At 60.1% G+C, this 23,372-nt stretch carries 18 protein-coding genes; 5 read left to right on the top strand and 13 right to left on the bottom strand.

The genetic code is table 11. The annotated features are described in order from the left end of the window. Positions 1-131: 131 nt before the first annotated feature. The 7 genes from EOA78_RS04580 to EOA78_RS04550 all read right to left on the bottom strand — a co-directional run bounded on the left by EOA78_RS04580 (position 132) and on the right by EOA78_RS04550 (position 10,382). Entirely contained in the window at positions 132-1,313 is a 1,182-nt protein-coding gene (locus EOA78_RS04580; protein ID WP_127314066.1) for an ABC transporter permease, read from the bottom strand. Continuing rightward, positions 1,310-2,308 carry an ABC transporter permease gene (locus EOA78_RS04575; RefSeq protein ID WP_127314065.1) on the bottom strand — a complete coding sequence of 333 codons (999 nt, stop codon included), beginning with the start codon at positions 2,306-2,308 and terminating at the stop codon, positions 1,310-1,312. The genes EOA78_RS04580 and EOA78_RS04575 overlap by 4 nt, the downstream gene beginning before the upstream one ends. Positions 2,309-2,310: 2 nt before the next feature. Continuing rightward, positions 2,311-4,209 (bottom strand): ABC transporter substrate-binding protein, encoded by a 1,899-nt coding sequence (locus tag EOA78_RS04570; protein ID WP_127314064.1) that lies wholly within the window; start codon positions 4,207-4,209, stop codon positions 2,311-2,313. Beyond that, positions 4,206-6,101 (bottom strand): ABC transporter ATP-binding protein, encoded by a 1,896-nt coding sequence (locus tag EOA78_RS04565; protein ID WP_127314063.1) that lies wholly within the window; start codon positions 6,099-6,101, stop codon positions 4,206-4,208. The genes EOA78_RS04570 and EOA78_RS04565 overlap by 4 nt, the downstream gene beginning before the upstream one ends. 148 nt (positions 6,102-6,249) lie before the next feature. Further along, a complete protein-coding gene (locus tag EOA78_RS04560; RefSeq protein ID WP_127314062.1) occupies positions 6,250-7,590 on the bottom strand; it encodes an adenylate/guanylate cyclase domain-containing protein in 1,341 nt (446 codons plus the stop codon). Positions 7,591-7,766: 176 nt separating this feature from the next. Beyond that, positions 7,767-9,110, bottom strand: a complete 1,344-nt coding sequence (locus EOA78_RS04555) for a nucleotide sugar dehydrogenase (RefSeq protein WP_127314061.1) — start codon at positions 9,108-9,110, stop codon at positions 7,767-7,769. 111 nt (positions 9,111-9,221) lie between these two features. Continuing rightward, entirely contained in the window at positions 9,222-10,382 is a 1,161-nt protein-coding gene (locus tag EOA78_RS04550; protein ID WP_095520167.1) for a DUF3095 domain-containing protein, read from the bottom strand. Between the two features lie 92 nt (positions 10,383-10,474). Between EOA78_RS04550 and EOA78_RS04545 the strand changes: the two genes are divergently transcribed. Further along, positions 10,475-11,563 (top strand): glycosyltransferase family 4 protein, encoded by a 1,089-nt coding sequence (locus tag EOA78_RS04545; RefSeq protein ID WP_127314060.1) that lies wholly within the window; start codon positions 10,475-10,477, stop codon positions 11,561-11,563. Beyond that, positions 11,560-12,312, top strand: coding sequence for a polysaccharide deacetylase family protein (locus tag EOA78_RS04540; protein WP_127314059.1), 753 nt, complete (start codon positions 11,560-11,562; stop codon positions 12,310-12,312). The genes EOA78_RS04545 and EOA78_RS04540 overlap by 4 nt, the downstream gene beginning before the upstream one ends. Positions 12,313-12,323: 11 nt before the next feature. Here EOA78_RS04540 and EOA78_RS04535 read toward each other — a convergent pair whose 3' ends face one another. The 3 genes from EOA78_RS04535 to EOA78_RS04525 form a co-directional block, all read right to left on the bottom strand. Beyond that, a complete protein-coding gene (locus tag EOA78_RS04535; protein WP_127314058.1) occupies positions 12,324-13,178 on the bottom strand; it encodes an MBL fold metallo-hydrolase in 855 nt (284 codons plus the stop codon). Between the two features lie 134 nt (positions 13,179-13,312). Next, the gene (locus EOA78_RS04530) at positions 13,313-13,762 is read right to left on the bottom strand and encodes a cyclic nucleotide-binding domain-containing protein (protein WP_029349567.1); all 450 of its coding nucleotides are present in this window, start codon (positions 13,760-13,762) and stop codon (positions 13,313-13,315) included. Between the two features lie 305 nt (positions 13,763-14,067). Then, entirely contained in the window at positions 14,068-16,782 is a 2,715-nt protein-coding gene (locus EOA78_RS04525) for an ABC transporter ATP-binding protein (RefSeq protein WP_127314057.1), read from the bottom strand. Positions 16,783-16,811: 29 nt separating this feature from the next. On the opposite strand from EOA78_RS04525, the gene EOA78_RS35850 reads away from it, so the two are divergent. After that, entirely contained in the window at positions 16,812-17,249 is a 438-nt protein-coding gene (locus tag EOA78_RS35850; RefSeq protein WP_164783637.1) for a hypothetical protein, read from the top strand. Then, entirely contained in the window at positions 17,249-17,920 is a 672-nt protein-coding gene (locus EOA78_RS04515; RefSeq protein WP_127314077.1) for a class I SAM-dependent methyltransferase, read from the top strand. The genes EOA78_RS35850 and EOA78_RS04515 overlap by 1 nt, the downstream gene beginning before the upstream one ends. Positions 17,921-17,990: 70 nt before the next feature. Here the strand turns inward: EOA78_RS04515 and EOA78_RS04510 are convergent, their stop codons facing one another. Genes EOA78_RS04510 through EOA78_RS04500 form a run of 3 tightly spaced genes read right to left on the bottom strand, consistent with a single transcriptional unit; the run spans position 17,991 to position 21,662 of the window. Continuing rightward, positions 17,991-19,205 (bottom strand): glycosyltransferase family protein, encoded by a 1,215-nt coding sequence (locus EOA78_RS04510; RefSeq protein ID WP_127314055.1) that lies wholly within the window; start codon positions 19,203-19,205, stop codon positions 17,991-17,993. Further along, a complete protein-coding gene (locus EOA78_RS04505; protein ID WP_127314054.1) occupies positions 19,202-20,446 on the bottom strand; it encodes a glycosyltransferase in 1,245 nt (414 codons plus the stop codon). The genes EOA78_RS04510 and EOA78_RS04505 overlap by 4 nt, the downstream gene beginning before the upstream one ends. A gap of 1 nt (position 20,447) precedes the next feature. After that, on the bottom strand, positions 20,448-21,662 hold the full coding sequence (locus EOA78_RS04500; protein ID WP_127314053.1) for a glycosyltransferase family protein: 1,215 nt from the start codon (positions 21,660-21,662) through the stop codon (positions 20,448-20,450). Positions 21,663-22,767: 1,105 nt separating this feature from the next. Between EOA78_RS04500 and EOA78_RS04495 the strand changes: the two genes are divergently transcribed. Continuing rightward, positions 22,768-23,124 carry a hypothetical protein gene (locus EOA78_RS04495; RefSeq protein WP_065006520.1) on the top strand — a complete coding sequence of 119 codons (357 nt, stop codon included), beginning with the start codon at positions 22,768-22,770 and terminating at the stop codon, positions 23,122-23,124. Positions 23,125-23,372: the final 248 nt, after the last annotated feature.

Here is a 23,372-nt window from a genome sequence, read left to right as displayed (position 1 = left end):
AGCCCGAGGGCGACGTTTTAAACCCCGATCGCGTCTCGCCACATATAGAAGCGAACGACGAACACTGCAATAACCGAACAGGCTCCCGACAAGGATCATACCGGGTGGAATTGGCGGCCCGGCGCGCGATCTCACTTGTAGGGGTCTGCGGCGTCCCGCAGGCCGTCGCCGAGGAAGTTGAACGCCAAGATGACGAGAACGACGGGGAGCATCGGCAAAAGCAGCCATGGATAGAACGCGATGACGCTGACGCTGCGCGCCTCGGTGAGCAGGATGCCCCAGCTGGTTATCGGCGCCCTCAGGCCGAGCCCGAGGAAGCTCAGCGCCGTCTCGCCCAGGATCATGCCGGGTATGGAGATCGTCGCCGTCGCGATCAGATGCGACATGAAGCCGGGAATGAGATGCCGCCCGATAATGCGGCTGCTTTTGGCACCCATCAATTGCGCGGCTAGAACGTAATCCTCCTCGCGCAAGGCTAGAAGCTTTGAACGCACGGCCCGCGCCAGTCCGGTCCAGTCGAGCAGCCCGAGAATGACGGTGATGCCGAAATAGATCAGGATCGGACTCCAGGTTATCGGCATGATCGCCGCCAGAGCCAGCCATAGCGGAATGCTGGGGATCGATTGCAGAACTTCGATTATCCGTTGAACGATCAGGTCGAAGATACCGCCGTGATAGCCGGCCAGTCCGCCGATCACAATGCCGAGCAGGAAGCTGAAACTGATGCCGACGAGGCCGATTGTCAGTGAAATGCGTGCGCCATATATGATGCGCGAGAGCACATCGCGCCCCAGCCTGTCAGTGCCGGCCAGAAAGAGCTGGCCGTTTTCGGCAGGGCAGACAAAATGCCTGTCACCTTCGATCAGGCCCCAGAACCGGTAACTGTCGCCCTTGCAGAAGAAACGGATCCGCTGAACATCATCCTGTTTCTCGATGTAGTTCCGCTTGAGCGTGTCCATATCCAGCGTCATCTGGCGGCCATAGACGAACGGCCCAACGAACTGGCCGTTGTGGAACAGGTGCACCCGCTGCGGCGGCGAATAGATGTAGTCCATGTTGCGTGTGTGCAGATCGTAGGGCGCCAGGAACTCGCAGATCAGTATCCCGAAATAAAGCGTTGCCAGGAATATGCCGGATACAACGGCAAGCCGGTGCTTTCGGAATTTCCACCACATCAGCCGCAGCTGCGACGCCTGAAAGACCTTCGACTGCTCCGGCGTCATCGCCTCGACCGACTGCAGGTCAATGGGCGCGATGGAAACGTAGTGTTGCAGTGGAGCACCTGGAGCGGGCAGCGGCGAAAGCGTTTTCATTTGGTGCTGCCGCCCTGCAAACGAATTCGTGGATCAAGCAGCGCCAGCGCCAGGTCGGAAATCAGGACACCGATGACCGTCAGGAAGGCGAGAAACATCAGGAACGACCCTGCCAGATACATGTCCTGGCTTTGCAGCGCCTTGATCAGCATCGGCCCGGTCGTTTCCAAAGACAGCACGATCGCCGTGATTTCGGCGCCGGAAATGATGGCCGGCAGGATAGAGCCGATATCGGAAATGAAGAAATTGAGCGCCATGCGCAGCGGATATTTGACCAGCGCCTTGAACGGATGAAGTCCTTTGGCGCGCGCGGTCACGACATATTGCTTGTGTAGCTCGTCGAGAAGATTGGCGCGCAGCCGCCTGATCATGCTTGCCGTGCCCCCGGTGCCGATGATCAAGACCGGAATCCAGAGATGGGCGAGGATCGACTTCGCCTTGGCCCAGCTCATCGGCTCGCCGAGATATTGCTGGTCCATGAGATGGCCGATGGATGTGCCGAACCAGATGTTGGCGAAATACATCAGGATCAGCGCCAGCATGAAGTTCGGAATGGCAATGCCGAGAAGACCGAAGAAAGTCAGGCCGTAGTCGCCCCAGCTGTATTGATGCGTGGCGGAGTACATGCCGATCGGAAAGGCGATGAGCCAGGTGAAGATGATCGTGACGAACGAAACCAGCACGGTCAGCCACATTCGGTCCCCGACGACGTCGCGAACCGGCAGCTCATATTCGAAGGAATAGCCGAAATCGCCGCGCAGCATGCCGCCGACCCAGTAGAAGTAGCGAATGATCGGCGGCTGGTCGAAACCATAGTCCTTGCGCATCATCTCGATGCGATCGGAATCCACCGCTTCGCCCTGTGCCCGAAGCTCGGCAACATAGCTGTCGAAATAGTCGCCTGGGGGAAGTTCGATGATCGTGAACACCAGTGCCGATATGACCAGCAGCGTTGGAACCATCACGGCGATGCGCCAGACAATATATCGAAGCACGCTCAGGACTCTCCAAGCCAGAATGTATCCGGCATGTAGACACCGAAATAGGCGGTCGGGTCGTAGCCGTAGAGCGCCTTGTCAGGCAGATTGCGCAGCCGCGAGGATGCCAGAATCGGCTGATGCGTTCCGTTCACGGTGCCGATCGAAAACACCTGATCGGTGTAGATCGACAGCATCGAATTCCAGATTTCGGCGCGCTCCGTGGCTTCGGTCGATGCGTTCCAGCGCTTGAGTAAAGCCATCAACTCGACCACAGGCGGAAGATCGGGCGCCTCACCGAGCTTGCCATGAGACAAGTAGTGAGCACCCCAGAGCGGCCATTGCAGCTGGTCGTCGATGGTGGGAGCCAGCTGGTTCGGGTTCATGTCGGCGGTCGGCACGCCATTGTCGATGCCCGACCACATCGACATCATGATCTGGCCGCCAAGCGCGCGGCTGCGGAAGACGTCGCGCTGCGAAGTCCGGATGAACAGGGCGATCCCGATCTTGCGCCAGTGATCGGCGATGAGTTCGAGCGCGTCGGTTTCCAGCGTGCTTTCGCCGGCCGTTTCCACTATGATCTGCGCCTGGCGTCCATCGGGAAGTATCCGCAGGCCGTCATCGTCACGCGTCTGAAGCCCGACCTCGTCGAGCAGGGCATTGGCCTGGTCGGGATCATGGGCGACCCAGGCTTTGGCGAATTCCGGCCGGTAGAGCGGGCTCTCCGGCAGGACCGTATCGGCACTTTCCTGCGCCAGTCCGTAGAACACGGCCATATTGATCTCGCGCCTGTCCACAGCGAGCGAAAGTGCGCGGCGCACGCGCACGTCACGCAAAAGGCCACGCCACGTCTGGTCGGCACAATTCAGATTGGGCAGCAGCGCCAGCCGCGAACCCTGTATGCGTTTCCAGAGATGCATCTTCACCGGGTAGCGCTTCTCCGCGTCCTTCAGGAAGGAGTAATCGCTGAAGTCAATTCCCATGGCTTGCAGGTCGCTCTCGCCCGCACCGGTCTTGGCGGAGATGATCGCCGACGAGCTGACATTCATGACGATCCGGTCAACATAGGGCAGTTGCCGGCCATTCTCGTCTATTCGATGAAAGAACGGGTTGCGCTCGAAGACGAATTGCTCGGCCGGCGGCTTGGTCCGGTTCTGCCAGGGATCGAGCGTCGGCAGTTCCGGGTTCTCCGGGCGATACTGCCGCGACATGCGGATATGCAGGAGCGTCCATTTCTTGGCCCGGTTCTCCTTCATTAGGCCGGCGAGCCGGAATGGATCCTGGTATTTCTTGTGGAACTGCTTGAGATAGGCGGCCGGCAGAACAAGCGATAGCGGCGAAGCAGCAGCAAGCTTGGGCAGGAAGTCGGGATTGGGCGCATCCCAACTATAGCGGACCGTCGACGGATCGACGATCTCGAAGCGTGGCGGCTTGCCGTCCGCCAGCAGGGCCGGGGCAAGCCCGCCTTGCGAGAGCTCATCGTTCAGCCAGACATCTTCCCAGCAATAGCGGAAATCCTCCGGCGTCAGCAGGCTACCGTCAGACCATTTATGCCCTTCCCGAATCTTGAAAGTGAAGACGCGATCATCCGCTACGTCGAAACTTTCGAGGATGTCGGGTTGCAAGTTAAGCTTTTCGTCATACCCGACCAGGCGAGCATACCCGTAGATCGTCATCATCCGGATATCTTTCTGGCTGCCGATGATCGTGCGCAGGGTGCCGCCATACTGGCCGGGCTGCCGGCCCATCGCGGCGAGGTTCAACGCGCGCGGGCTCTTGGGCAGGCGTTCGGCGAGTGCCGGCAGCGCCTTGGCCTTCAGCTGTGGCTGAAGAAATTCCGGCTCCAGATCGCCGGCGCGCGACGTGCCCGGCAGAAATGCCGAAGCCATAAGTCCAAGGACGGTGCGCCGGCTGATCAATGGCGTAGCTCGCTGACATCGGCCGAACGTCGGGCCAGCACGAGGTGGCCGCCGCCAAGATCGAGGGGCAACAGCATATCCTCGTCGCCCTCGTCGCGGAATTGCGGTCCCCACGCGCTGGTGTCGGAAGCGCCGCTGAGCTTAAGCGTCTTGAAATCCATCGGCCTGTCGAGATCGGGGAAAGGTACTGCGGCAACCAGTGAGCGGGTGTAGGGGTGGACCGGTTTCCTAAGCAGGATTTCGCGCGGCGCGAGCTCGACGATACGCCCGCCGCACATCACCGCGATGCGGTCTGCCATGTAGTCCACCACCGCCAGATTGTGGGATATGAACAGGTAGGTCAGGCCCAGTTCCTTCTGCAGGTCCTTCAGAAGGTTCAGGATCTGCGCCTGGACAGAGACATCGAGTGCCGAAACCGGCTCGTCGCAGATCAGGAGTTCAGGCCCCAGCGCCAACGCGCGCGCGATGCCGATACGCTGACGCTGCCCGCCGGAGAAACTGTGCGGATAACGCTTGATGAAGCGCGGATCGAGCCCGATTGCCTGCATCAGGCTCTTGACCGTGGCGAGTCGGGACGCGGCATTGCCGCGTTGATGGATTTCCAGCGGCTCGCTCAAGATGTTCTCCACCGTCATGCGAGGTGAAAGCGACGAAACCGGATCCTGGAAGACCATCTGGATTTTCGCGCGCAGCATGCGCAGGGCGTCACCCTCGGCTTCCAAGACGTCGATCGGTCCGTCGCGGCCGTTGAAGATCACAGAGCCGCCGCTAGGGGTGACAGCCCGCATGAGGATCTTGCTGACGGTGGTTTTGCCGGAGCCGCTTTCGCCGACCAGACCCAGGCACTCACCCCGCCTGATATCGAAGCTCACGCTGTCCACGGCGCGAACAGAAGTTTGATGACCCGCTCCGAACCATTCGGACTTGCGCGTGGTGAAGGTCTTTTTGAGATCCCTGACCGACAGCAGGACGTCGTCCGGCCCGTTCGACGCCGGCGCCGTCTGCTTGCCGAGCAGGTTCTCGACATTCACCGGCACCTCGCGGAGCGCTTTTAGCCTTTCGCCAGGCTTCAGATCGAAATGCGGAACGGCTGCCATCAGGCCCTTCAGGTAAGGGTGACCTGGCCGGCGGAATATCGCCTCGACAGGTCCCGCTTCCATGATCTCGCCATGGTAGATGACCACCACCTCGTCGGCGACATTGGCGACCACGCCGAGGTCGTGCGTGATCAGCAGCATCGCCATGTTCAGCTTGGTCTGAAGGCCGCGCAGCAATTGCAGGATTTGCGCCTGGATGGTGACGTCCAGCGCCGTCGTCGGCTCGTCGGCGATCAACAAGGCGGGCCGGCAGATAAGCGCCATCGCGATCATGGCGCGTTGACGCAATCCTCCCGAAAGTTCAAAGGGATACATGTCATAGGCGCGCTTGGGATTGGGAAAACCGACAAGGCCGAGCATTTCCTCGGTCCGCGCCTTGCGCTCTGCTCGATCCATGGGCGTATGAATCTGCAGTGATTCGCTGACCTGGTTGCCGATCGTATGCAGCGGCGACAGCGATGTCATCGGCTCCTGAAAGATCTTGCCGATGCGGCTGCCTCTCAACGCCCGGATATCGGGTCCGTCACGCGGCATCTGCAGGATATCCTGCGTCGTGCCGGGCTTTTCAGGATCGGAAAACAGGATACGGCCGCGAACATGGGCTGTGTGCGGCAAAATGCCCATCACTGCCTGGCTGATAACCGATTTTCCGGAACCGGACTCGCCCACAAGCGCGGTAACCTTGCCGGGGAGGACGCGAAGATTTGCACGCCTGACGGCATGCAACGGCCCCCCGATAATGGCAAAAGAGATGCCAACGTCCTCGATCCGCAGCAGATCAACGCCCGACTTCATTCTCACACCAGCCCCACTCTGGCAGGTCCATAAGGCGAGACTAGCGCATTGCCAGCCTAGAGCAACTTGGATTCGAAACAATCGCCAGTTCCCTGGCGGAACTGCGACCGGACTGCATGCCAAAGGCGTTCGGATCAGATCGGGGCGGTTACTGGAGCTTCCTCGGGGCGCCCACCGACAGCCGCGCTGCATCGCGATGAAGCAGCATGACCTGCTCGGCGTCGGACATTCGGTCGTAAATCGGCTCCAGCGTGCCGTCCTCATCGAGTGCGAGAGCACCCGACAGATCGGGTGAAAGCACCGTCAGCTTCTGTTTGATACCCGCCAGTCCCTCCTTGCCGAGCGTCAGCCAGCTGTTGGCGCCGCAATAGCCGGCGAAGTCCTTACTGGCGAGAATGCTGTGCGGATATTTCTTGGTCAGGGTCTGGAGGCGCTGGACCTCGTTTACAGCCGAGCCGAAGACAGAGAATGTTAGCCGGTCGGTAAGTCCGACATTGCCGAACATCACATTGCCGACATGCAGGCCGATGCCAAATTTTATGTCGCCCAATCCCTGCTCCTTTCTGCGCAGATTGAGATCCATCATGCGAGCGGTGGCCTTGTGCGTTGCCGCAAGAGCAGCCTGGCAGGCGGTCTCGGACTGCGCACGGTGCCTTTCGCAAGGGAAGACGGCAATAAAGCCATCACCTATGAAACTCATGATCTGCCCGCCTCTGCGATTGAAAGGTGCAGCAATGGCATCGAAAAACTGGTTCAGCGTATCGATGTAGATTTCGCGGCCGGCAGTTTCGGCAAGCCTTGTCGACCCGCGCATATCGGCCATGACCAGTGCGGCCCGGATTGTATCGCCCTCGCCGCGCTTGATCTGGCCGTCCAGCACGCGCCTGCCGGCGTCGCCGCCGAGATAAGTGGTCATCATGTTGTCGGCCAGCTTGGTGAGCACCGCCATCTTAGTTGCGATAGCGAGATGGTTCTGGATGCGCAGCAGCGCTGAAATCATGCTGTCGCTGAAGCCTGAAGCGCTGTCGGTGGACCAGGACCCGATCATGCCCTGACTGGTATTGCCGTTGAAGGGATGGACGAAAGCCATGTAATCGGTCACGCCCATAAGCCTGAGTTCATCGAAAATAGGAAATTCCGACGGCACCGACGGGTCGAGCCGGCGCCTAAGATGGTCGAGCTTGTGGCTGAGCAGATGGTAGTATGGGCTGGTCAGGAATCTGTCAGAATGAACGCCGTCCTTTTTGCGGAAGCCTTCCACTTCCATGCCCTGGCCGCGAAGCCAGGTGAAGCCAAGCGCGTCATAAAGCGGATGAAGCATCGAAAAGCTCAAATGCACCCGCTTCAGCGGCAGGCCGGCAGCAGCCAGCCGTTCACAAAAGCCCTTTACCAATGTTTCCAGGTCGTCGCCCGCCAGCGCCGACTGGGTCAGCCAATCGGCAACCTTATCCATGAGAATGGTGGAAATTTCTGCTTGCGCTGTGCTCATGCTATCTTGAGACCCGTCGAAGACGAGCCATTCTCCTTTCTAGCGACCCGAAGATAAGACCCTCGAAGTCAATAATGCCGGCAAAAGCCGTCGAAGGGGCATTATGTGGCGAGGCTGCCGGCGGAGTGCAATCATGATCCTGCCATCAGGTAAAAAATTCGCCGGCTCAGACGCCGTCAGGCCTTCACCACAGTCTCTCGGGCTAGCCCGAGGCGGCCAAAAACATTGCGTGTGTCGACGATCAGAAGAGCGTGATCAGCGATCGCCTGATAGTCGATCGCGTCGTGGTCGGTTGCAATGACGACAGCGTCGAAATCCTTCAAGGCCGCCTCGGTCAATTCGACCGAGCGCCGCCCCTTGATCGCCATATGCTCCCGTGTGGTCGGGATCTCGGTAACATGCGGATCGTGGAATTCCGCCTTGCCGCCCCATTCCTCGATGAGTTCAATGAGCCGCAATGAGGGGCTTTCGCGGATGTCGGGCACATTCTTCTTATAGGCGAGCCCGATGATGAGAATGCGCGAGCGGCTGAGCGCCTTGCCGCAGCGCCGGTCCAGCGCCTTCGCCAGTTCATCGACCACATGACGCGGCATGGCCGTGTTGATCTCTGCCGCCAGTTCGATGAAGCGGGTCGGCAGTTCGTATTCGCGCGCTTTCCACGTCAAGTAGAAGGGATCGATCGGAACGCAGTGCCCGCCAAGTCCGGGGCCAGGATAGAAAGGCATGTAGCCGAAGGGCTTGCTCTTTGCCGCCTCGATCACCTCCCAGATGTCGATGCCCATCGCACCGAGCACGACCTTCAACTCGTTGACCAGGGCTATGTTGACCGAGCGGAAGATGTTTTCCGTCAGCTTGACCGCCTCGGCGGTCGCCGTGGTGGAAACCGGAACGACGGTCTTGACCACGCCCTGGTAGAAAGCCTGCACGAGCGTCGCCGCTTCAATGCCGTCGCCTGCCACGATCTTGGGGATCGTCGCGACTTCAAAGCTACGATTGCCCGGATCCTCGCGTTCGGGCGAGAAGCCGAGGAAGAAGTCTATCTTCGACTGCAAGCCGGTTTCTTCCAGTATGGGCTTGATCACGTCGTCGGTGGTGCCGGGATAGGTGGTCGATTCCAGCACGATCAGTTGGCCGAGACGCAGATGCTTCGCGATGGTGCCTGCCGTGTTCCTGACAAAGGAGAGGTCCGGCTCACGGTTTTTCGTCAGCGGTGTCGGAACGCAGATGATGATGACGTCGCAGACGGCCAGTTCGGCAAAATCCGCAGTGGCGCGGAACCGTCCGTTCGCCACCTGGCCGGCAAGGGCTGTCGATGCCACCGCCTCAATGTAGGATTGGCCGTTGTTCAGGTTCTCGACCTTCTGGGCTTCGATGTCGAAGCCGGAAACCGGGAAGCCGGCGCGTGCGATCGCAACCGCCAGCGGCAACCCGACATAGCCCAGTCCAATCACGCCGACTTGCGCGGCGCGCGTCGAAATCCGGTTCAGAAGACGGTCATATGTCGATCGTGAGGCGTCCAAAAATCTGCTTTCCGTCAATTCGGACAGGCCGTCCGCTCCCATGGCGAGGCTCACCTGGTTCCCCAAGAACCCCGAGGCATATTGCGGAAAATCGATTTCCGCAAGCCGTCGTCAGACCGGCACCTTCGCCTTCAGGCTTGCGGCGGCCATCGCATAGCCGCCGGCGGCGCCATCGATGAAATGAACGTGGTCGCGCTGCAGCGGCGAGGCGACCAGGCATGTCATCAAGGCCGATTTCTGGCGGTGCAGGCCATAGTTGCAGATGCCCGCCTCTTCCGCCTGTTTCAGCCGGTTCTCGATCCGTTGCAACACATCCGCGTCAACGTCGATGGTCATCTTCAAGCCGTCGTCGAACTTCCGGAAATCCGAATTGCTGGCCACGTCGCGTTTATAGACCTTCGGATCGAAACTGCCGATCGTCCAGCCATACCTGTCGGTGACAGCCGTAAGCGTCATCAGAAACAATATCCACAGCTTCGACAGCCATCGCCATCCTGCCGGCGCCATGGCCCGCGCCTCGATATCGAGGCCGGCGGGCGGAAAACTGAAGCCCGGCCCGTTCACCGGCACCGGGTGGCCATCGCGTTCCTGCCTGCCGGCAAGGGCGATGATGTCGGAAGCCAGAAACTGAAAACCGCGCAAGTCGCGCGACGCCCCCGGTATGGCTATGATCGAGACGATTTCGCCATGCCGGGCTTCGATCGGGTCCCAGCGGCAGGAGAGGCCGGTCAGATCCGGCCGCGCGCCGGCTGGCGCAGGATCGATGCGGTAGCGCCCCGCTTTCATCTCGGCTTCCGCCCAACTGCCGCCACCGCCGGCAAACATGGCATAGAAGACCGCTTCGGAGGCCCGGAACCTCGCCACGCGAACGTCGAGGCCTTGCGCTCTTATATCCTTTATCGGCACGATTGCGGCTCGCAAGGTCAGGTCCAGTTCGTCCGCCACCCATCTCTGGACAACCGCCAGCGCGTTGCGGGTGATCTCCAGCGCCGAGCCGGGAAACGCCACGAGCGCGCCGTCGCCGCCGAAGACAAAGGGAAGATCTTGCCGACCCAGCGCATTGAGCAGCGCCGAAATGACGCTGGCGCCGGCCATATTGACGGTTTTATAGCGCCCAGCCCCGATCGCCTTGGTCGAGCCGACGATGTCGGCTGTGGCCAGCGCCCAGCCATCCGGGAGAGGCCGATAGTTATCGATATCGGCAACGCTTTCGAACTTTGCGAAGACCGGCAAGGAAGCGACAAACGGGTCGGACGCGGCAGCTGTTTCCATGAGCATCAGATAGCACATTCCACTGCTTGAGGGTGAAGTCGATCATGCTTCGAAATTGACTTGCACAGGCATTCCGATGATAGGGTCCGGCGATGCGAATTGCCTTCTACGCGCCGCTGAAGTCGCCCAATCATCCCGTTGCCTCCGGCGACCGCCAGATGGCACGGATGCTGGTCAAGGCGCTGGAGCATGGAGGGCATAGCGTCGAACTAGTATCCGAATTGCGCTTCTATCTACGCGAACCGGAGTCGAAAAGTTTCGCTGCGCTCAAGATCGAGGCCCGAGAGGAAGCCGCGCGGCTGACAAGGCTTTGGGATCGTGACGGCAAGCCCGATCTCTGGTTCTCCTATCATCCCTATTACAAGGCGCCCGACCTGATCGGACCCGAGCTGGCGTCGGCCTTTGCTATCCCCTATGTGACAGCGGAAGCATCCTATTCGAGGCGGCGCAACGTCGGTTTGTGGGGCGATACCCAAGCGTTGGTGGCGCGAGCCGTCGAACAGGCGGCGCTGAACATCTGCTTCACGCAAAGGGATCGTCAGGGACTGACAGACGCGATTCCCGACGCCGCTCTCGGTATGCTTTCGCCCTTCATCGACACATCGATATTCCGGGAAATGCCGGCACGGGGTTGTCCGACGCGCCTCGTTACCGTCGCCATGATGCGCCCGGGCGACAAAGTCGAAAGCTATCGCATGCTGGCGCAGGCGCTCGGCCCGATCGGCCACCTGCCCTGGACCATGTCGGTGGTCGGGGATGGGCCTGCCCATGACGAGGTCAAAGCGCAATTCGCCGGCTTGCCCGCCGACCGTATCGAATGGCTTGGCGCGATTGAGCCAGCCGCCGTGCCGGATGTCCTCTACACTGGGGGAATTTACGTCTGGCCGGGTTACGGCGAGGCCTATGGCGTTGCCTATCTTGAAGCACAGGCCGCCGGTCTTCCGGTGGTGGCTCAGGACATCGCCGGCGTGCCGGAGGTCGTGCGGGATGGCCAGACCGGGTTTCTCACCCCGGCGGGCGATGTGGCGGCGTTCGCTTCTGCCATTGAAAGGCTTCTGGCCCGTAACGACGAAAGAACCATCATGGCTGCGCAAGCCAGACGTTTCATCCTCGAAGAACGCTCCCTCGGTGTTGCAGCGGCGCGTCTGGCCGAACTTCTTGCGAGGATCCCGGTTTCATGACATCCGATCAGATCTGGCAGCCCCTGGTGGAAGAACTGGCGTGCCGGCAACGGGCGGACCGTAAGGCAGAGTTCTGGCTGCGTGACGATGACGCCGTGGAGCCGACGCCGGCGCTTGATCGGCTGCTCGACCTCACCGGTGAATTCGCGGTTCCGGTCACTCTGGCCGTCATTCCGGCCCTGACTGGTGAGAAGCTTGTCGCCCGGCTTGACGAGGCGCCGCATGCCACGGTCGCCATCCATGGTTGGACGCACCGAAATCATGCGCCCGAGGACCAGAAAAAGCAGGAGCTCGGCGCGCATCGGCCACGCGAGGTGGTGCTCGATGATCTGGCTCGCGGGCTGTCGCACGTAACCGGCCTGCACGGCGCACGTGCCGTTCCGATGTTGGTGCCACCCTGGAACAGGATCGACGCCGGCTTGGTATCCGACCTTGGATCGATAGGATTTGCGGCATTGTCGGTCTATGGGCCGCCGAAGCCGGCTTCACTGGCGGTCATCAACAGCAATGTCGACATCATGGATTGGCACGGCACGCGCGGCTGCCGCGATCATGGCCTATTGGTTCAGGCTATCATCGGGCAATTGCAGCGTGCATTCGACGGCGGCGAACCGGTCGGCCTGCTCACCCACCATCTCGTACATGATGAATCGGCCTGGCTTTTCCTCGAACGGCTGTTCACAGTCACAGCACACAATGAAGCCTGCGCATGGCTTCCGATCAGCACGCTGATCGGGCGCAGCCGGTAGAGGAAAATAGCTCAGCGCTTTTTGTGCAATGAGACTGGAAATGTGAGCGTCTGGCCATCCCGCGCGGCAAAAGCGCCGGCAAACCCGTCTTTGGCCAGTTTCTCGATCTCGTCCAGTTCCTCGTCGGTGCGTGTCGGATCGTGGTGAAACAGCGCAAGCCCGCGCGCACCGGCCGCCTCACAGAGCTTGACGCCCTGTTGCCATGTCGAGTGCCCGTAACCGCGGCGGCGTTCCATTTCCTCCTCGGTGTAGGTGCAATCGTAAATGACGAGGTCGGCATCTTCGATCAGGCCGAGCACCGCCTGATCGAGTTTGTCCGGCTCGTGCTCAGTGTCTGTGATCACCGCCACGACGCGGCCGCCCCATTCGACCCGGTAGCCTATGCAGCCGCCCGGATGGATAAGACTGCCGGTTTTGACCACCACCCCTTCGCGCGGCCGAAGCACGTCCCCGGATACGAAATCGCGATAGTCGAGCCTTGCCTTGCAGAACTCCAGCTTCATCGGAAACCACGGCGGCCGCATGAACTTATCGACCATCTGCCGGGTCGTCATGTGTCCTGCAAGATGCCCGGACCAAAGCGTAACCTTAACGCTCCGGTCATAGATCGGCGCAAAAGACGGCAACCCGATGATGTGATCGTAATGGCAATGGGTGAAAAGCAGGTCGAAATCGGTCACGCCCAAAGCCTGAAGCGCCCCGCCGGCAGGTCGTAGGCCAGAGCCTGCGTCGAATAGAAGCGTATGCTTACCGCATCGCATCTCAATGCAGATCGTGTTGCCGCCATAGCGAGAGAATTCTGGCCCCGATACCGAAATGCTGCCGCGCACGCCCCAAAATCTGACCAGAAAAACGTCGTCGTCCATGCTACCCCTTCGCAGTCCCCGTCGCCCATCGTAGCCAAACAACTGCTGCTAGGCGAGACAGGTTTTCTCCGGGTGACCTTCTCAGCAAGAGGCCGGTGCCATCACGAGCGCGAGGATCGAGCGGACGTCATCCGTTATTTGGCGCTTCGTGCATCGATCAGATCCGCGGTCGTATGGCTTAGGCGATCGGCAAGAACCCGCAATATCTCGATGGTCATTTCCGGGAACTCCTTCATAAGCCTCAGGAAATGATCCTTGCTGATTCTCAACGCTTCCAGCGGACTTGCCGCTCTGACGGTGGCCGTGCGGGAGCTGTTGCACAATATGGCGATCTCGCCAACTATCGAATTTGGCTCCAGTTCGGCAACTTTTATCGGTCCGCTGTCGGAATCGACCAGGATATCCGCCCTGCCTGAAAGGATGACATAGGCGGCGTCTCCCTCGTCGCCCTGCCGGAAAAGGATCTGGCCGGCGCTGTAGCTCACACGATCGGATGTGAACGCAAGCAGCTTGAGCTTTGTCGGCTCGATGGCAGAGAACAAGGGAACGCGTTGCAGCATTCCAACTTCGTCCTTGAGCAGCATTGTCGCAAACCTTCCCAAAATTCGCGTGTGCCAGACTAGAGCAACGGTCGCCCAGATGGAATCAAATCTGTTTCCGGGATGGCGAGACGAACCACGCGAAAGGTGGCAAGCCCGATGTCGGGCGATCGGGCGATGCCGCCTGACAAAAATGGACTTCGCCAGCCGGAACCCGAAGAGCCGGGTGAATTTGCGGCAAATCCTTCGGTTTTCGGCGCGGATGCAGTCCCGCTACGCCCTTTGCCGAATGCCTTGATCTTGCATCAAATTCGCACCGGCAGAATGATCCCATCTGAATGTCCGTTGCTCTATGACAGCAGATCCTTGAATATACCGTTCCCTGCCAAAAGTGTCTCGGGTGTTCCGTCTTCCACCAATTTGCCCGAGTCGAAGACGATAACGCGATCGAACATCATCCCCATCGCCGGATTCGTCACGACCCACACAATTGCCGGCGAATGGCCGTCGCGCCTGGCATCCTCGAGCACGTTTCGCAGCACCTTATCCTGCATGCGCTGGTCGAGCGCCGACAGCGGCCGGTTGAGAATGAGAAAATCAGGACGCTTGAGCAAGGCCCGGGCAACATCGAGCTTCTGTCGCTGTCCACCGGTCAGCCGCCTGCCGCCGGAGCCGACATTGAAGTCCAGGCCGACATCCAGAAGTTCGGCATAAAGCCCAAGTTCGTCAAGAATGTCATAGACGATGGAGCGTATGCGGTCCGGCGCGTCGGGATGGTTGTTGCCCACACGCCCGAACAGGACATTATCCATGACGGTGGCCGCGGCTATGTATTTGGCAGGATCATACCGTTCGATCGCATTTTGCAGCTCGGGCGGCAGGTTTTCATAGAACAGGTTGCGTGCAGCGACGATCTTGCTCATGAGCTCGTCGCTTAGCAGGCCGAAGCGGTGCCGGGGCTCGATATAGGCAAAGCTCAAGGTGACGATCATGGCGCGGTCGCTCTCCGAAACCGCCTCGTGGGGACGGTTCTTGAGCCGTTGCAGCAAGGTTTCGTAGGCGGGTATCTCCTCGGCGCTCATGAAGGCGAGCTGCTGGAAGAACTGGTGATCGGGCGGCAGGTCGGCAAACAGCTCGATCGCCTGTTCGGCGATCTCCATGCCCATTTCGTAGAGCGTGCGGTCGAGGCCGGCTTGCCTCAGCACAGAGGCAAAATAGGGATTGGCCGCCAGAGCCCTGTCGGCCAGTTCGGGCCCGGCGGCAGCGCCGAAGAGCAGGTTTTGGCCGATCGTTGCTTCCTTGTTGTAGGCGCCCGGTTCGAAAGGAACCACCAGTTCGCTCAGCCCTTCGTGTTCCAGCCGGGTTCGCAGCGCCGCACGCAGTTCGACGATCCGCCTGGCAAGCTCCGTGTGACGCGTCAGGTCGGCCGAAGAGCGCAAGCCAAGATCCAGAATATCGCGCGACAGAACAACCGCGTCGAGCACCCGGCGCACGGCTTCAAAGAGGTCGTGCGGGCCGGTAGCGCCGGCGGAAGCATAGTTGATCCAGTCGCTGTGGATATCAAGGTCCGGATTGCCCGACCGGCGCGCCTCGTGGATGTTCCAGCGGTGCTGGTCTGCCGCAGCACCGTCATAAGGCACCGATGTCAGCGGCGCATGCTTCAACCCGTAGAGCAGGTTATCGCGGAGGCTTGCCTGGAACAGGAAAACGTCCGACGAGGCATAGGACATGCGCCGGCCGGTCACTGCTTCGGGGAGTTCAAGCAGATCGTCGGCGCCCGAAGCGACCCTTCCGCTGTCCGGCCGATTCAGCCGCGCGAAGGCTTCTGCAAGCGCCTCGGCTCCACCTGTTGCGGTACTGACCAGCGCCACCGTCTCACCCGGCTTGACCTGGAGGGAGATACGGTCGAGGACCATTCCACCGCCATCGTCTGCTATGGACAGACTGATCGCCGACAGGGGTTTGGTCATCGGATCGGGATCGTCGATCGTCAATGCGCCGATTCTCGGCGCAATGAGACCATCGACGGTGAATTGTTCAACGACCTGCTGATATTTGACCTGGATATCCTGTCGCGCCTGATCCCAGTCGATCAGTTCTTTCATCGGTCCGGGCAGCTCCTTGTAGGCGCTGATCACGGCCACGAGCTGACCGACGTCCAGCCGCCCCTGGATGACCAGATACCCGCCGATCATGTAGAACAGAAAGGGCGTGACCTGCGCGAGAAAATTATTGAGGAACTTCACCATGAATTTCCATTGGTAAAGATCGAAGCGGATCTTGAAGATTTGCCCGAGCCGGGCAGCTATGTCGGCTCGCTCGTAGTTTGATGTGTCGTGGACGTGAACCGCGCCGATCCCGTCGACGATTTCGCCAACCCGGCCCGAAAGCGCGCGCGCCGTCAACTGCCGTTCGCGCCCGAGCACAATCAGCCGCCGCCGCATTCGCGGGATGAGCACGATCTGGATCACCACGATCACGACCGCTATCATTCCGAGCCAGAAGTTCTGGACAACGATGAACAGCATGGCCGTCAGCGCCTGGCCGCCGAGCAGTACCGGCTGCACGAAGGCATCGCCGATGAAACCGCCCAGCGGCTCCACCTCGTCCTTCACCATGGTCGCCACTTCGGCGGATTTCACTCGCTTGAAGTAAAACGGTGGAAACCGCAGCACACGATCGACCAGATCGAAGCGGAGACGCCGCAGCATGCGTTCGCCGAGGCGGCCCTTGTAGGTGTTGATGTAGAGTTTGAACAGGCCGTTGATGACGACTAGCAAGAGGAACACAAGGCTCAGGGCAAACAGCGTCGCCTTGCGGTCGAGCTGAAAACCGGAGAAGAACTGGACCTCTCCGATGAACGGCAGGTTATAGTGTAGCCTCATGAATGGCTGGGTCGCGCCCGGTTGCTCGAAGCCGCTACCTTGGATCGGGCCGTTGATGATCAGCTTCGGCAGGTCGAAGGACATGAAATACGGGATCATCGAAAGCACGACGATCATCAATATCCAGAGCTGCTGCTTCTTGGTGTGCGTCCAGATATAGCGGGCTAGGCTGGGTTCCATATGCGGCTGTGGACCCTTCAGTTGGAAGGATGCAGGATGTAAAAGCACCTGCTGGCGAATGGCGTATCGGCAATTACTTCGTCGCCAACGACAAGCTCGAAGCTGCAGCGCACGGAGATTGTCCTGCGCTCAACGATGGAAGGAACCTGCGAGGCGGCGCGATCCAGTTCCGGCGCATGGTCGATGACAACGCCATGGGCATTGTTGATCAGCGAAGAAAGCAGCTGGCCAAACGGTTCGCGGCTTCCGTAGGGTTTTTGCGAATAGCCGAGCAGCACGAGGCCGCAGCTGCGTCGCTGGTGCTGGCGGATCGACGCCGATGGTCCGGACAGATGCAACAGGCTCTCTCCGGCACCGGGCAATGGCGAAGCGGCTTGCTGCATAATCACGTCCGCGAATCAAACAGCCTTGTGGGAGGCAAGATTGCGTTGTGTCGCCCGAAATCCCAACATACAAGACAAATATGATGGATGTCACGCAACCACGCAATGCCGGCATGGGCTGGCACGAGCAAGCCTTGGACCTCACGCGGGGAATTGCTGCCTATGTCAACTGCCCTCTCGTGGCAGGGCTGGCGCGCGTCATCACCAAGCATCCGAAGGCCGATATCGCAAACGCCTTCAACCACAAGCAGGTCGCCTGCAAGATGTGGGCGCTTGACAGGCTGTTCGAAAGCTGCGGCGGCCGGTTCGGGCGCGTATGGGTTCTGGGTGGATGGTACGGCGTATTGCCGGCAATGCTTTTCAACGACGCCCGCTTCGACATCGCGGCGCTCGATAGCATCGACATCGATCCCGAAGTCGCGCCGGTCGCCCGGACCCTCAACCGGGAAGCCGGCGACCGGTTCCGGGCGCTGACGGCAGATATGTACGCACTCGACTATGCGGCCGTGCGGCCCGACCTGATGGTCAATACGAGCTGCGAACACATAGCCGATCTGCGCGCCTGGCTTGCTCTGCTTCCGCGGGGCACGAATGTACTGCTGCAATCGAACGATTATTTCAGCGAGCCGACCCACATCAACTGCGTGGCTTCACTTGCAGCCTTCGAAGCAATGGCGGCGCTACGGGAGGTGCGGTTCTCCGGCGAACTGCCGACAAAAAATTATACGCGCTTCATGCTGATTGGAACTGTTTAAAGCATTTCGCCCAAAAGTGCGTAGCGGTTGGGACGACAAAGACATGGGCTTGAAGCGCGTCGCGCGAATCTCACCAGACGCGACGCGCGTAGGATCTATCGTCTGCCTGATCATGAACTTTTCCGAAACCGGGCCCCACTTTTGGGGACCATGTTCGATACCGCTCGCGCAGGATTTGCGCCGACCGACGCGCGCCTTCCAGATCGAGACGATGCGCGGACGGCGTCGGTCCCACAAGCGCCTGTTCGATCGCTTGCGCCAAACCTTCAGGCGTTAGGTCCTTTTCCATCAGCATGGTCGCAAGACCGAGTTCTTCGAGCATCAGGCTGCGAACCGTCTGTTCGGTTTCCCCGCCGGCTGCAAATGGAACGAGCAGGCAGCGACAACCCGCGCGCAGGACATCGCAGACCGTGTTGTAACCCGCCTGCGAGACCGACAGGCGCGCGCCGGTGAGCAGGCTGGCGAAATCCTCGCGGAACCGGAAGATGGACAGCACCGGCGTGGCATCGCGTGCGATCACGTCAAACTCATCTTTCGGTAGGTTTGGGCCGGTGATCAAACACCATTTCCAAGCGTTGTTGGCATGCCGCGCCGCTGCGATGGTGGATCTGACAAGGCTCTTTCCGGCAGCCCCGCCGCCAACCGACACCAGAACGTCGAAGCGCTCGGAGGCCGCGGGCGATGGCGGCGCGGCAACGAGCCCTGTGTAGGCGACCTCGGCTTTGATCGCCCCAGCCAGTGGAAATGTCTTGTCGATGGTTGCGAAAGCCGGATCGCCGTGGATCATGACAAGGTCGAAATGCCTGTTGATGAGATCCACCGTTTCCTCGTTTCGGCCCGGCTTGACGCGCTCCTGAAGGATATCACGGACGGACGTCGCCAGCAGCGGTCTGGGCGACGTCGCGTCGATTGCTTCGATCAGCGGCAGGAGTTCGAAACGCATCTGCCGGCGTCCAAATGGAAACGCCTCGACAATGACGATATCAGGCCTGCAATCCCGGAATGCCTGCAGAAGCATCTCTGAACGCCGTTTCTTGAAATCATCGTCGATGGGTTTGCCCTGCAGGTCGACAAGTCCGGAAAATCCTTCATCACCGGAGGTGACAGGTGGCAGGGCTACCGATGTTACACCCGGTCCCGGAAACCCCGCGATCGGCGCTCCGCCGGTCACGACGGTTACGTCGAACCCGTCATCGACCATAGCCGCCGCAATGCGGCTGGCGCGCGCGAGATGGCCGATACCGAGCAAGTGCTGGACATAGAAGAAGGCGCGCAGCCGCTTCATTCGGCGGCCCGCCACTCCCGCTCGAACAGTTCCTTGAGCTGTCCAATACTGGCCATATGATCGAAATCACCGCGCACGCGCCGCTCTGCGGCGTCGCCGAGGCGGGCGCGCAGCACGGGATCACGGATCAGCCGCTCCAGCGCCTGTGCCAGGGCAATTGGGTTTTCCGTCGGAACCAGCAGCCCGGTTTCATCCGGCGATAAAAGCTCCGGCACGCCGGAAATGTCGGTCGACACGCAGGCAAGCCGCTGGCTGGCCGCCTCCACCAGAACATTCGGCAGACCGTCCCGGTCGCCATTTGCGGTGATCCTGCAGGCCAGGGCGAAGATGTCGGCGCAGCGGTAGTGCTCAAGCACCTCCTCCTGCGCAAGCGCGCCTTTCCAAGAGACGCGACCATCCAGGCCGAGCTTTTGCGCCAGCGCCTTGAACCGTTCCAGTTCCTCGCCGCCGCCGATATGCTCGAAACGCCACGCCAAATCACCAGGCAAGAGGGCAAGGGCCTCCAGCAACGTATCGTAACCTTTCTTTTCAACGGCGCGCCCGACACTCAGAACGATAACCGGTTCGTCCGGCGCCGAGCCGTCATGCTGTTTTCGCGCCTCGCCGAAACTGCCGAAGCGATCAAGGTCGAGCCCATGATAGCTCAGATGCACAGACGAGTTGCCGTTAGCGAGTTTTTTCAGACGGTCGAAGCCGGTTTTCGTGCAAGTGACCGTCCAGCGCGCCGAGGAAAGCTTGCCAGCCAGATCCCAGTCCGCCGAAGTCCAGATGTCCTTGGCATGGGCCGAGCAGCTCCAGGGCAGGCCACGAAGCTGGCTGGCATAGCGCGTCACCGATGCCGGTGTGTGCGCGAAATGTGCATGCAGCCAGCCCGCGCCTTCCGGCCATTCGGCCGCCAGCACGAGCGCTTGCCCGAAGCGGCGCGCGCGATTGCGCGTAAAGTCGCGGCGGATATCGGTAGCCAGCGATCCGAGCGCGCGCCAGAAGCCCGGCCGCAGCAGGTAAGCAAACAGCGAGCGAACCACGCGCAGCGGCTCTTCATGCAGATATTCCGGCAAATAATGGACGGGCGCTTTGATCTCGTCATGCACGGGGTGGCGTTTTGCGTCGGTCGGCCGCCTCAGCGCGACGAGTATCAGGTCGAACCCCGCACGCTCCAGACCGAGCAGTTCCTGCGCGATGAAGGTTTCCGACAGCCGCGGATAGCCCTTAAGAACCACGACGATCTTGCAATGTTGCAACTCAGTTCACGCCTTCAATGACCGAAAGGTGATGGCCGCCCCGCCGGTCGAGCAGTTCCGAGACGATTTCGGAAATGTGAGGCAGGCCTTCCAGCGTCAAATGCGGATGGCTCTGCGATGGGCCGGGCCGGTCCGGCAGCACCTCCAGTGCATCGGCAAACCGCTGGGAATCCTCGGCTTGTTCCGGCAAAAGCATCTCGATGAGGCCGAGTTCGGCTGCGCGCCGTGCTCGGATCAGTTGTTCCTCGCGGGGCTTGACGCGCGGCACGATCAGCGCCGGCTTGTCGAAAGACAGTATCTCGCAATAGGTGTTGTAACCGCCCATCGCCACGACTGCCTTGGCGCCGGCAATCAGCTCTTCCATGCGGTTGTCGAACTCGATGATCTTGATATAGGGGATTTTGGATCCCTTCTTGAGCAGCTTGTTGCGCTTGCGCGCCGGCATGTAAGGCCCAAGCACGATCAGTGCCCTATGCTGCAATTGCGGATCCTGCTGATAGGCATCGATGACGCTGTGGATCAGTTCGGCGCCGTCACCGCCGCCACCGGTGGTAACGAGGATATAATCACCCTCGGGCCGGTGGCCGGGCAACTCGTTCTTCTGCAGGCTCCGTTGCAGGAAACCGACGAACTTCATCTTTGCCCTGACAGCCGGCGGCACATCCAAACCGGTCAACGGATCGTAGAAATCCGGCGGACCATAGACCCAGACCTTGTCGTAAAACAGGCCTATCTTGCGCATCACATCCTTGCGTGCCCACTCTGCTTCAAGCAGATGCGGGGCGTCCATCACCTCGCGCAGGCCAAGCACGAGCGTGGTGCCCCGCGTCTTCAGGTAGGACAGCGTGTCCTCGATCTCACCGCGCAGGCCGAGCGGTTCCTTGTCGACGATGAAGATATCCGGCCGGAAGGTCTCGGCTGTGTGGCGGATGATCGACTGGCGCATTCTTAGCGTCTCATGCAGATCGATATCCTTTTCCAGCGAGGTGTATTCGCCGTTGCGCAACTTGATGACGCTGGGGATCTTCACGAAGTCGACACGGGCGCGGTAGTCGAAGGCGCCAGCGATAGTCGCACCCGAAATGATAAGCACCTGAAGTCCGCGGAAATCCTCGACCAGCGAATGCGCGATCGTCCGGCAGCGCTGCAAATGGCCGAGCCCGAACGTGTCGTGGCTGTACATGAGAATTCGAGCGTTTTGTACGTGCTGGGTCATTGTTGAACGTCTTTTAGAATTCTCGGCTTGAGGACAGTCGGCGACCCGCACGAAACAATCCTCGCGAGTCTATCGACCTGTTTTGAAACATGAGGGCGCAATTTTCAATTCGTATTACCCAAGAGGGTCCATATGCTGAAGCCAGGAAGCTGCGTCTGCTCAGCTGCCGGCTTGCCACGTGGTCCAGAAGGACCTGCATCATTTCACTGGTATTGATCATCTCGGATTCTGGTGGCGGAGATTCGGATAGAGCGGCGTTGGCAGAAATTGACGCTTCCAAGGTTGGGGTCGAGCGTTCGAATCACTTCACCCCGCTCCAGTTTCCTTCCAGGGAGTCAAACATCGGCAAGCCGCGGTTCGCCGCGGCTTTTTGGTTTTTGGGGCAGCACCAAACTGGCTGATAGTGAACCTTTCATATTGGAGAGTCCTGCGAGAGGAATGGCTTCGCTCTACCTTGGAATCGGGTCACAAGGAAGCGCCCGCGAGCTAAAGCCAGCGCATCCAATTGTGCAATGTCGATTCGTTCCTAACAAGCATGCGGACCGGCAGCCCTTTTTCCTAAAAGAGCACGGCTGCTCGCTTTGTGCTGCCGATAGCAGCGGTGGTCGCTACTACTGAGCCTCTTTTGGCTTGTCTACGAGTTTCTCGACCAGCCGCCGGAGCTCGGAAGGGATAGTGTGCCCGGCAACAACCAGGGAGCGGAGCGTTTGACTTTAAGGTTGGAGATCTGAATGCTCGGCGGGCCGATCAGCTCCAGCATACTCCATCGAAGGTTGGGGTCGAGCGTTCGAATCGCTTCACCCGCTCCAGTTTCCTTCCAGGGAATCAAGCTTCGATCGTGTTTGGCGGCAGCACGGCATCACCCAGAAGACGGAGCGAGCTTGTCCTTTCCGGCTGCGTTGTGGCCTGCAGGCGCTTTGTTCGCCGCGCCAAATACGTCCCCAAGTATAGTCTAGGACCTTTGCCTTTCAATTTCGGACCAAGGTCCCTTGCGGACAGGTGCATTTGAATCACACTGGCCGATAGTGGACCTTTCATATTAGAGAGTCCTCATATTCATAGTCCGGAACCATCCTGGCGGGAGGGCGGCTCGAAGGAGGAACTTATGAAAACTCGAACCAGTCTGTTCGCAACGGTCGCCGCTCTCGCCCTTGTCGCGTCTCCAGTCCTCGCCGGACCCGGCGGCAATGGCGGCGGGAAGGGTAACGGCGCAAGCAACGGCAATGGCGGAAATTCGGCTGGGGCTGGATCGCAGGGACACGGAGCCGCAACGTCTGCGGCGGCCAAGGACAAGTCCACTCGGGGAATTGCCCATGCGATGGCTGTCGTTTCGACGACGCCGGCCTCACCGCAGGCCACCCTGTCCTTGCAGGCAGCCTTGGACAAGTTCCTGGCAAGAAAGGCCGATCCGGCAGAGACTTCCGACGACACCTCCGGCGAAATTCCTGACGCAGCCGAATAATATTGCAAATCATGCGCTGCTCGGCGGCGCATCGCACTGTCGAGATTCTTAGCCAGTTGGCAGGGTCCTTCATCTGTTCGGCCGATGCCATGGGTCAAGGAAAAGCCGATATTTGAGCCCGATCCTAAGGGATCCCTGGAACGGTCCTGCCCCTACAGACTGTCCAGAGAGCACCACCGGCTTCGGGCCGGTGGTGCGTCCTTGCATGGGCGCTCAATTGGCTACTAACCGTGGCCGTTTTGGTGCCG

This window comes from Mesorhizobium sp. M5C.F.Cr.IN.023.01.1.1, assembly GCF_003997585.1.
Lineage (GTDB): Bacteria > Pseudomonadota > Alphaproteobacteria > Rhizobiales > Rhizobiaceae > Mesorhizobium > Mesorhizobium wenxiniae.
Note: the sequence above shows the minus strand (reverse complement) of the source record. Positions and strands in the feature narration are given on the sequence as shown.